General features: G+C 36.9%; 8 protein-coding genes and 1 pseudogene. 6 read left to right on the plus strand and 3 right to left on the minus strand.

Translation table 11 applies throughout. The features are described 5' to 3' along the window. Positions 1-59: 59 nt before the first annotated feature. Positions 60-906 (plus strand): annotated as a pseudogene (locus tag AC1RPN_RS07490) (IS30 family transposase). Positions 907-952: 46 nt separating this feature from the next. On the opposite strand, the gene AC1RPN_RS07495 reads toward AC1RPN_RS07490, so the two are convergent. The 3 genes from AC1RPN_RS07495 to AC1RPN_RS07505 all read right to left on the minus strand — a co-directional run bounded on the left by AC1RPN_RS07495 (position 953) and on the right by AC1RPN_RS07505 (position 3,650). After that, the gene (locus tag AC1RPN_RS07495; protein WP_284065014.1) at positions 953-1,297 is read right to left on the minus strand and encodes a DUF5388 domain-containing protein; all 345 of its coding nucleotides are present in this window, start codon (positions 1,295-1,297) and stop codon (positions 953-955) included. Beyond that, positions 1,290-2,099: a ParA family protein gene (locus AC1RPN_RS07500; RefSeq protein WP_284065013.1), complete on the minus strand. Its 810-nt coding sequence runs from the start codon at positions 2,097-2,099 to the stop codon at positions 1,290-1,292. Before AC1RPN_RS07500 ends, AC1RPN_RS07495 begins: the two co-directional genes overlap by 8 nt. Positions 2,100-3,365: 1,266 nt before the next feature. Beyond that, positions 3,366-3,650, minus strand: a complete 285-nt coding sequence (locus AC1RPN_RS07505; protein WP_481762425.1) for a hypothetical protein — start codon at positions 3,648-3,650, stop codon at positions 3,366-3,368. A 167-nt stretch (positions 3,651-3,817) separates the two neighbouring features. On the opposite strand from AC1RPN_RS07505, the gene AC1RPN_RS07510 reads away from it, so the two are divergent. The 5 genes from AC1RPN_RS07510 to AC1RPN_RS07530 form a co-directional block, all read left to right on the plus strand. Further along, a complete protein-coding gene (locus AC1RPN_RS07510; RefSeq protein ID WP_068853205.1) occupies positions 3,818-4,120 on the plus strand; it encodes a hypothetical protein in 303 nt (100 codons plus the stop codon). 662 nt (positions 4,121-4,782) lie between these two features. Next, positions 4,783-6,018, plus strand: coding sequence for a MobV family relaxase (gene mobV / locus AC1RPN_RS07515; protein ID WP_481762426.1), 1,236 nt, complete (start codon positions 4,783-4,785; stop codon positions 6,016-6,018). 499 nt (positions 6,019-6,517) lie between these two features. Continuing rightward, on the plus strand, positions 6,518-7,672 hold the full coding sequence (locus AC1RPN_RS07520) for a RepB family plasmid replication initiator protein (RefSeq protein WP_150309677.1): 1,155 nt from the start codon (positions 6,518-6,520) through the stop codon (positions 7,670-7,672). Then, positions 7,665-8,255, plus strand: a complete 591-nt coding sequence (locus tag AC1RPN_RS07525) for a DNA-binding protein (protein WP_481762427.1) — start codon at positions 7,665-7,667, stop codon at positions 8,253-8,255. Before AC1RPN_RS07520 ends, AC1RPN_RS07525 begins: the two co-directional genes overlap by 8 nt. 138 nt (positions 8,256-8,393) lie before the next feature. After that, the coding region (locus AC1RPN_RS07530) for a type IIG restriction enzyme/methyltransferase (protein ID WP_481762428.1) at positions 8,394-10,262 on the plus strand (1,869 nt) is incomplete at its 3' end.

The following is a 10,262-nucleotide window of genomic DNA, read 5'->3' on the forward strand; positions in this document are numbered from 1 at the left end:
AAACCCATAAAGGTCTTTAATGGTGTCACCACAACATTCCACTAGAAAGAAGGACCTTTATGGGCACCACTATTTTATCATTTGAAGACCGCGTTGTCATCGAAACACTTCATCATGAAAAACACTCACTTCAATATATTGCCGATTATTTAGGCTTTAGTAAAACCACTATCTTTAATGAGGTTCATCACTTAGCTGGTGAGTATAACGCAGTTAGGGCTCAAACTGACCATGAAGTTAAACTTAGTCATCGTGGTCGTAAAACCATCTTAACGACTAACCTAAAGCGATTGATTGAAGAAAAAATCAAGATCCAAAAATGGTCAATTGAACAAGTGGCTCATGTAGTTAGAATTGCCTACAAAACCATCTAAAGAACCCCGTGGTAGTTTTAGTCATGGACGTTCCATCGAAGATCGTCCAGCTGAAATTTCTGATCGTAATACTTCAGGTCACTTCGAAGCTGATACAGTTTTATCTGGAAAACGTAAAGGTCAAGCAGTAGCTACGTTTGTCGAGCGTAAGAGTCGGCTTACCATCGTTAAACGGCTTAATGGACGAGATAGTACTTCAATGACCAAGGCTATTTTAGAATTGGCTAACCAGTTAGGAGATAATCTCAAGACCCTTACTGTTGACGATGGGAAAGAATTCGCCAACTACAATTTGATTGAAGAACAGGCCGGTGTTCCGCTGTACTTTGCGCACGCTTATTCGCCACATGAACGAGGCAGTAATGAAAATCGCAACCGAGTACTACGCCGCTTCATTCCCAAAGGTCAACCGATTGATGAGATTACCGATGATGAATTGATTCAAATTAACTGGTATTTGAATTCCCGACCACTCAAATGTTTAAATTGGCGAACACCGATTGAGATCTTTTTGCGTAATCTGCGTTACTAAATTTGTTCAAGTTATTTCTTGCAATCTGCCTTATAATAAAGAGTGATTATTTTTTGCTTTTCATTTTTACATCGCGTGATTCCAAAGTGGAAACTTGCAAATCAAATTCTTTTTGTTCGTTAATAGATAACTGCTCGTAGAAAGAATGTATGGCCGTTTCGACAGACAAACGTTGATTTTCTGCATATCCAATCATTGACATTGCTTGAAGTTTATTTCTAGTATGGTTGCTAATTTTAAGATTGGTGTTGAACGTTACGGAACTAATTTCTTTATTAGTTGGTTTATCTTTTGCGGGATTCACGAAATCTGATGCTTTAGCTTGCTTTTCAGGCTTGGGAATACTACTTTCTGTATTATTTCTATTGGATCGAATTAATGAATTAGCCATGCTCAATCACCTCAATTCTTGATAGCAATTCATCAGTTACGTTTTTGTATACATCAAAAACCCTCTTGTCGAATTTGGAACCGAATGTAATTCCAGTAATTCCATACCGTTTGAGTCTTTGCATTGAATGAATTTTATTTTTAAATATGTTATCTTCACCAAATTCTGAAATAGCATTAGAAACTGTAGCTTCATCAACAGGTGCGCCTGCTTGGAGTAATACGGCTAATATGCCCACCAACTCCAGCCTAGGTGCTTTGTATTCATTAACTATTTCATCTTGAATATATTTAATAAACGCTTCTGCACCCTCAAAACTATGTTCATGAGTTTGCATAATAATTAAGCAATAATCAGATGCATACAGTGCACTATCAGTAATGAGACTTATTGTAGGTGGAATATCAATGATAATATAATCATATTTTTCCTTTAAAGGATTAAGCAATGTGTTAAAGGCTGTAACCCTATCTAAATATTCATGGTGTTTTTCCATATATCGCGGATATAATGCAAAATCAGGTGCAGACGCCAGCAAATCTAGATGCTCTTTAATATTAATTAATGAATTTGATAAGTCACCGTCTTCTATGCTGGCCATCAATGTTTTTTTAAAATGCCCTACTTCATTGCTGATATTTAGCTTAGTTTTTAGGTATAAGTTTGTGGCATTTCCTTGAGGGTCAAGGTCTACTAATAACGTTTGATAGCCGCGATTGCTTAATTCAAGGGCTACCATAGTCGAATTACTAGTTTTACCTACTCCACCTTTGAAATTGCCAAAGGTTATTATTTGGGTCATATGTTATGCACCTCCGTTTTTTTAATAGTAGCACTATGTAGTTCCTACTGTCAATAAGTCTAGTGCAATAGTTCTGTAGTGCAATAGTGCTAGCACTATCTAGTTCTAGTACTACGGAACTAAGTAGTTCAATAGTGCAATAGTTCTGTAGTTCTAGCAATTAGATAGTAAATTGGTTGGAAAAGCTGATATATCAACGCACTACAGAACTAGATAGTGCAGTAGTGCAATAGTGCTGTAGCCGTTGCACTATTGCACTACGAAACTATTGCACTATCTAGTTCTAGCACTACAGGACTATAGCACTACGTAGTGCTATTTAAAAAAATGTTGACATTATAGCAATAAAACAATTATAATTACATTAAACAAAAAAGCACCTCACAAATTGTGAGATGCAATCAAAATTTAATATAAAAAAAGCCACCCCCGATTGCAGTCGGGCGTAACTAAACAGTTTAATCAAATTAACTGTATTGTAGCATGTGTGGCGAATTTTGACAATGTAGAAGCCAACCTGCATGGATAAAGTCCAAACTAAATAGACACGTTTGCCAGTGCGACCGCAATAACAACTGGCTATATCACATAAGCAACGGCCTCGTATTGTGGGTGATGAATGGTGGTGACCACCAATAAGGGTCAGGGCGGTTTACTGGTGCTTACGAGCACGGTAACTAATCACAACGCTATTAGGGCAGTAATTAATAGGGTGGTTAGTTTGTCGAAAGACAACAGCTACGAGGTTAACTAAATACGTGAGACGGCCGATCGGTCAAGTAAATAGTTGAGTTGTACTCTAGTGCGACGCTTATTTTTTTATTTAAAATTTGCTCGTGACTAGGGTACAACTTTGCCATTCACCGCTCAACCAACCTCTCAATCAAGCAGGGGTGACCCACTAAGTCAACTAATTTGAGGAAAAATACATATGAAATTTCACTAACTTTTCTAAAAGAAGAATCCTATTAAATCAAGGTTTCGTATTGTTACTTGACCTATACCAATTTCATTTCACAAAGTTGTAAAATAAAGAGCCCACAACCACACGGATTGAGCGCTTTACTTTGTTTAATTTTGCATTATGTTAAGCAGCAAGTGGTATAGCTGCTTAACATAATGTCGCTTATCTAAACTAAAAAGCGCCAAACCTGAAATAAATAGGGTTTGGCGCTTTTTCTGTGATCACGTCTTGTGAATCTGGCTCAAATTAATTGGTCTACCTCTCACAATCCCAGCAACAAGGCTTTTGTCATTTGTGAAATTTTAGTCCGTGAGCGGTTTATGAGACGGCTGTTTGTGCTTTTTGCGGAGGCGTAAACGGACCACCAACTTGTGTTGGGCGACTTCTTCGTCAGACAAGGTTAACTTCTCATCAATCGAGAAAGAGGTCGTTTTATAATTTTTGGCCAGGACAACCGCATAAACAGCCTGGTCAACCTGGTCACTTTGTTCTGGTGTTAGGGCAAACGTATAGGATTTCTCGCCATACAAGATTGTTTTATCGGGCGCCACGCGCGTAAAGCGTCCTTTGATCGCATTATAGGTCATATATGCCTCCTTAATCACAAACCGCGTGATAGAACCTTTAAAATGATTTATCTAATAAAAAATGCCATTTAATGGCCAATTTTTATTATCAAAATTTCATTATTACATCAATTTATACACGAATATTATTTCGCTGTAACCCTACGCCCCGTAAGCATGAGGGTTGTTTGCCTGTTGGCTTTTTTGTAAATTTAACCCCCCTATTAGTGATTTGGGGGTTAAAGAAATTTTTTGAAGCGTCTTTAATTGTGAAAAATGACAGGTTAGCCAGGTTATTGTTGGCGTCACTGGATTTTAAAATGGGCCACCAGGCTTGCCCAGCGCACTGGCGCAAGCCTTTGAAACAGCAGAGCTGTTTCATGGCAATTATTGTTTATAATTATACACTGTCTTGCCCTGAAAGGAAACTTGCTTCAAAAAAAGACAAACAAAAAGAGCTGGTGTTCCTACGCACTAGCCCTTTTTACTAGAGAGGTTAGTCTCCATGTACTTTCTTCTATTAGCATTATAACATTATATTATTGGTATTTCAAAACATGATATACTTAAAAAGCTGTTGTTTCCTACTATAACTGCAACGGCAAGGAGGTTTAGACTCCATGATTTACTTTTTTCAAGAACTCACACAATTGTTCAACGCAATCTGTGTTGCTGTTGTGACGTTCGCAATTAAACGTTATTTTGATGATCTTAATGATCGTTAAAATAATGTGGGCACCTTAAGGGTGCCTTTTTGTTTGCTTTTATTGTATAACACCTATTAATTGCGATAGTCCACTACAATTTTTTTGTTATTATACACTTACGTTTACAGATTATTTTAATGTGGTTAAGCTGACACCAGCTTGCCCTGCGCGGGTAGCGTTCTGCATGACATGCTCCCGCTGAAGGTGATCATGCAATGATAGATTGCCCCGTCATGGCGTGACCCGCCGGAGGTTTTACAAGCCGGATAATAGGCGCTGTAAAATAGCAGTTTCCCCAGCAGGAAGGGGAAACGCTACGGTCAGCGCTTGTCGATGACTCGCCTCGCAGAGCCTGTCCAAAATAGCATTTTGGTATAACAGGCTATACCAGATTTTTAACGGTGTTATACTGGTCTTGGAAAATCTTTTTCGAGGAGGCATTTTTGATGGCACATTTAAAGAAAAATACGCGTGGCGCAGTCCCTGGTTTAGCGGTCCATTTTGAACGTAAAACTGTCCATCACACTAACAAAGAAATTGATGTGTCGAAAACCTATCTGAATCAGGAGCTCATGGCTGATGGTTCTGATATGCTTTCACGCTTCAATGCGCGTTTAAATGACGTTTATTGCATGAAAAGAGACGATGTAAAGGCGTTAGCGACTTGGATTGTCACTTTACCTGAAGAACTCGCAGAAGCGTCCTACGAGCAACAGAGCGCCTTTTTTGAAGCAACCACAGCATTTCTAAATGACCGTTATGGTCAAGAAAATGCCGTGGCCGCTGTCGTGCATTATGACGAGACAACCCCTCACTTGCACTATGCCTTTGTCCCAGTGGTTTTTGATGATAAAAAGTCACGTGATAAAGTATCCGCTAAAGAAGTGCTAACGCGGCAGGATTTGCAAACCTTTCATGAGGATTTAGATCAAGATTTAAAAAAAGTGCTGCCATTTTATGAACAAGGGATTTTAAATCACAAAACCTTACCGTTTGAGAATGTCGCTGAAATCAAAAAATACAATGATCAGTTCAACGCTTTAAAAACGGAACTAGCTGACGTTGAAGAAAATATTAGGGCTAAACAGGCCGTACTTAAAATCACGGATCAAGCCTTAACGGAAGTTGACTTAGCCGAAAAACAAATTGATGATTTTAAACAAGCCTTATCTAAAAACCTTTTTGGTAAGACGGTGCTTAAACCAGATGACTTAGATCGCTTTAAAAGCGTGTTAGCCACGATGAAGAAAGCCACCCTACAAAGCAAGCATGAAACGCAAGAACTCAAACAAACGTTAAGACAAGTCAAAGCGCAATTAGCAGACGTCCAAGCAGACTATCAAAACCTAAAAGAAACGCATCAAGCGCTTCAGAAGCGGCACAGAGAACAGCAACAGCTGGATTATGCTATGCGCGATATGCTTAAAAATGATTATGGTGTCGACAAACTATCGCATACTGATGTGGAGGCTCGGTATGTTCTTTATAAGCTGGATCATGAAGAAATCACTAAAAATAAGAAAGCGGCTCAGTCATGGTTAAAAACCTTGACGACAGCTAGAGAAGATCCAGACACCAAAATAGCGCCAACTAGATTAGATCGCGGTATCGAACAAGTTAAAGCATTAATTAATCGAATCATTGAATTAACGCGTGATATTTTTAAAGGACCAAGTCTTTAACGTTTAAACGGTTTATTTGCCGTTCTAAGCGTTTTTAACCACGCAACGTATAAATAATCATTAACCACTTTAAAATGGCACTATTGGCTTAATAAGTGGCAATCTATGTTAGATAACTAGGTAGCCGGCATTTGAAATGATTCAACACAAAAAGAACACCACGTACAAAATTTATGTACAACGGTGTTCTTTTTGTTTTTTATTTTATTGAATCAATAAAAAGGCGGAGCCTATTATAAGTTTATCTTTTATATTTTAATCTTTTGTTCTTTTGCGCGGTTAGAAAGTGTGTTTTATCAAGGATTTTCAGAGTTATACCCCTACAAAAAACTGTGTATACCCCTACAAAAAACTGTGTATACCCCTACAAAAAACTGTGTATACCCCTACTTTTATTTTGATTTTGTAGTAATAAAAATGCATAATAAAAGCATGAAGAAATTATCTTTGGACAGACTTTCTTCATGCTTAATCCAAACACGCAAAGGAGCGTATCTATATGTCTATTATACCAGAATCCAAAACAAGGCAGGTACAGACCTTGAATGACTTATCAAAACGAAAAGTAGTTGAACATAATAGCCTCATTACATCGATTGCCAAAATGGATAAAACCCCACTGAAAATGTTTGAATTAGCTGTTTCTTTAATTGATACAGACAATCCCCCTCAAGATCAGACCGTGTATCTATCAAAGAAAGAATTATTTGCCTTTTTTAAGGTAGATGATAATGACAAGCATAGTCGCTTTAAAGAAGTGATTGAAAAGATGCAAAAACAAGCATTTTTTCAGATTAAAAAAGAACAAGATAAAGGTTTTAAGTTTGTTAGTATTGTGCCAATCCCGTATGTAGAATGGACGGACTATCATGATGAGGTATTAATCCGATTTAGTCCTGAAATCATGCCTTACTTAATTAATCTCAAAACTAATTTTACGCAACATGCTTTGTCAGATATTTCAGAATTAAATAGTAAGTATGCTGTTATTTTATATCGTTGGCTATCAATGAACTACAATCAGTATGAGCATTACAGTGTTAAGGGTGGACGGCGAGAAGAACAAGTTGAAAATTATCGCAATCCAACTATTGGTATGCGAGATTTACGAGAAATGACGGATACTGTAAAAGACTATCAAAGAATTGATAATTTTGAAAAAAGAGTGTTAAAAGCAGGACTTGATGAAATTAACTCATACACTTCTTTTAATGTCACGTATGAAAAAGTAAAAAAAGGACGTAGTATTGATAGCATTGTCTTTCATATTACAAAAAAACAAGTCGCAGATGATAGTAGTTATAAATTAGGTGATCGAGATTATATTGATGGAAAGATAAGGCAAGAAGAAAGTGAAAATGAATTAGTTTTGCAGGCAATGGACAGTCCATATACAAAGCTACTTATGGAACACTTTTTATTATCATATTTGGATCTCATGGATAAAAAAATCTTAGCAGGCTTACAAAAAAATGTTTATCCCCTATATGACGAATTAAAAAATTTACGAGGAGTAAACGGTGTCAAAGAGCACTTAGCATATATCCGAGATAAACAAGATGACTATTCTAAAAAGAATATTGCTAAGTATCTTAAAAAATCGATTGAACAGTATCTACCAATCGTTAAAAGGCAGGATATAGATCATGAGTGAAAATTTAAAAACAATTCGAGAACTTGCTGAGGAGCTGGGAGTCTCAAAAAAGAAAATACACTACCAGGTGTCTAAATTAGATACTGATTCGATACAAAGATTGGATGGCACTATATACCTTGGTAAATCTGCAATATCAAAGATAAAATCAAACATGGGTTACTCTAAAGTGTCTGAATTAGATAGTTTAGGTATCCAAAACGGACGCGAATTAGATAGTGGATTAGATACTGAAAAAAACAAGTTGCTTAATGAAAAGTCTGAACAAATCAATTATCTGAAAGAACAACTGATTAAAAAAGACGGTCAGTTATCTATCAAAGATGAACAGATAAAAAGTCTAGTCGAAATTCAGAATCAGACACAAAATCTACTAGATCAGCAACAACGGCTAGCCTTACAGGACAAACAACTGCTCGAAGAATACAAGGCAGAAATTAAGGACTTGAAAGCCTTAACGATGGCACCGTATGATGATGGTGAAAAAGAAGTGACGCCAGACAAACAACCGGAACCTGAAAATAGCACCCCGGAGTCACAACCTAAACCTAAAAAGTGGTGGCGTTTTTTTCGAAGAAATTAATATAATACGATAGTAAAAAGACAACTAAAGCAGACGGTTTAATCATGGGTATGCAGAGTTCCCTACATACTGTGGTCTATAAGCACAAAATAACATGATTATACTAAAAGTAACATACTTGGAAGTGAGGATATAAAAATGCCAGTTGCATTAAAGCCTGAAAATGTCATCAATAAAATGTTTTATCGGCTACCGCTCGGAGATAATCGTAAAGCGGAAATAGCTAATTTGCTGAAAGATTTGATTACTGAAATTAATGATGAAAATACAGAAGAAACCAACAAAGGATATATTCGAGATTTTTTAAGAGGTCTCGGTTTTCAACAAGAAGGATTTAAGGTAAACGCTGAAGGACGGATAGATCTAGTAATCTCGAAAGAAAGTGTTAATTATGTATTGTTAGAAACGAAAAAATTAAGATCACCAGACATGATTTCTGAGTCGCATATAAATCGAAAAGCTTTGCATGAGCTAATTCTCTATTTTATGAGAGAAAGATTTGGTGCAAGCAATACTCGGATGACCTATTTAATTGTCACGGATGGAGTTGATTGGTTTATTTTTGACGCTGCTTTATTCAATAAGATTTTTGCGAAGAACAAGCATTTTGTGAATAATTATTTCGAATCTCAAGTTGAACAAGCAACGTTAGACGTAACTACATCTGATTTTTACACCAATATTGCAGCACCGTTTGTGGAGAAACACAAAGACGAATTGGAATATGTTCATTTAAATGTAAATAATCTATTTCAACAGAATGGCGAAATAAACGAAACCAGAGCTCGACGATTCATAAGAATGCTTGCTCCTGAAACGTTAATGAAGAGGTCATTTGTGTCTGACTCAAACGTATTGGATCAGAAGTTCTATGACGAATTGCTATATATAATAGGGTTAAGAGATCGAAAGGATGATAAGGGAATTGAACGATTGCCCGAATCGGATCGTCAATCAGGTTCTTTGACGGAATTGGTTTACAAGGCATTTGATTCTTCTGATTATCGTTTTGATGATGAAGAACAAAAGTTTGATTATACAGTCAACATTGTATCGACGTGGGTGAATCGAATCTTATTCTTGAAGTTACTAGAAGGTCAATTGATGAAATTCAACAACGATGATATCAAGTATAAGTTCATGTCGAATGAAAACCTCAGCAACTTCAATCGATTAAATGAATTGTTTTTTGGTGTACTAGCAAAGCCTGTTGATCAGCGCGGAAGTTTAGCGAAGAAATATGAGTATGTTCCATATTTAAATTCGTCGCTTTTTGAGAAATCAGTTACAGAATCTACGTTGTTAATCAAGCCTTCGGATTTATCGGATGATGAAGAATTATCTCTGCGAAGCCGGTCAGTTTTGCTCGACCGTGTGACAAAGGGTACGAAAAAGTTGCCAACGTTAAGATATCTTCTAACGTTTCTTGATTCGTATGCGTTTAACACAGATGGTAAATCTGTGAATAATGAAAGATTAATCAATGCGTCCGTGTTGGGTTTGATTTTCGAAAAAATTAATGGATACAAGGATGGTTCCTTCTATACCCCCGGATTCGTAACATCGTTTATGGTTCGGAAGGCAATAGACAGGTCAATTATTGATAAGTTTAGGGCTGACGGATTTAAAGTAAATTCAATCGCTGATATTGCTGAAGTCACTCCGGAAAACAAAGAAAAGGTCCTTAGTGTACTTCGGAATTTTAAGGTGGTGGACCCAGCAGTTGGCTCAGGTCACTTCTTGGTGTCCGCCTTGAATTACTTAGTAAAGTTACGGGCTAGGTTACGCCTTCTTCCGGCAGAAATTCGGATGGATGTCAATATCGAAATTGAAAATGATGAGTTAGTCGTAGTTATGCGTGATGACGAAACATACTTTACCTATAGTCGTGGATCTGAAATGCGTCAGGCAATCCAAGAAACGTTATTTAAGACGAAGCTGGATATCATTGAACACAATTTGTTTGGGGTTGATATTAATCAAAACTCCGTCAATATTACTAGGCTT

The organism is Dellaglioa sp. CoH-57-MRSF-20, assembly GCF_056781955.1.

What these genes read in the sequence shown, in the direction of transcription:
- AC1RPN_RS07495 (WP_284065014.1), bottom strand. Translation starts at nt 1,297, where the DNA reads ATGGCTAATTCATTAATTCGATCCAATAGAAATAATACAGAAAGTAGT.
- AC1RPN_RS07500 (WP_284065013.1), bottom strand. Translation starts at nt 2,099, where the DNA reads ATGACCCAAATAATAACCTTTGGCAATTTCAAAGGTGGAGTAGGTAAA.
- AC1RPN_RS07505 (WP_481762425.1), bottom strand. Translation starts at nt 3,650, where the DNA reads ATGACCTATAATGCGATCAAAGGACGCTTTACGCGCGTGGCGCCCGAT.
- mobV (WP_481762426.1), top strand. Translation starts at nt 4,783, where the DNA reads ATGGCACATTTAAAGAAAAATACGCGTGGCGCAGTCCCTGGTTTAGCG.
- AC1RPN_RS07520 (WP_150309677.1), top strand. Translation starts at nt 6,518, where the DNA reads ATGTCTATTATACCAGAATCCAAAACAAGGCAGGTACAGACCTTGAAT.
- AC1RPN_RS07525 (WP_481762427.1), top strand. Translation starts at nt 7,665, where the DNA reads ATGAGTGAAAATTTAAAAACAATTCGAGAACTTGCTGAGGAGCTGGGA.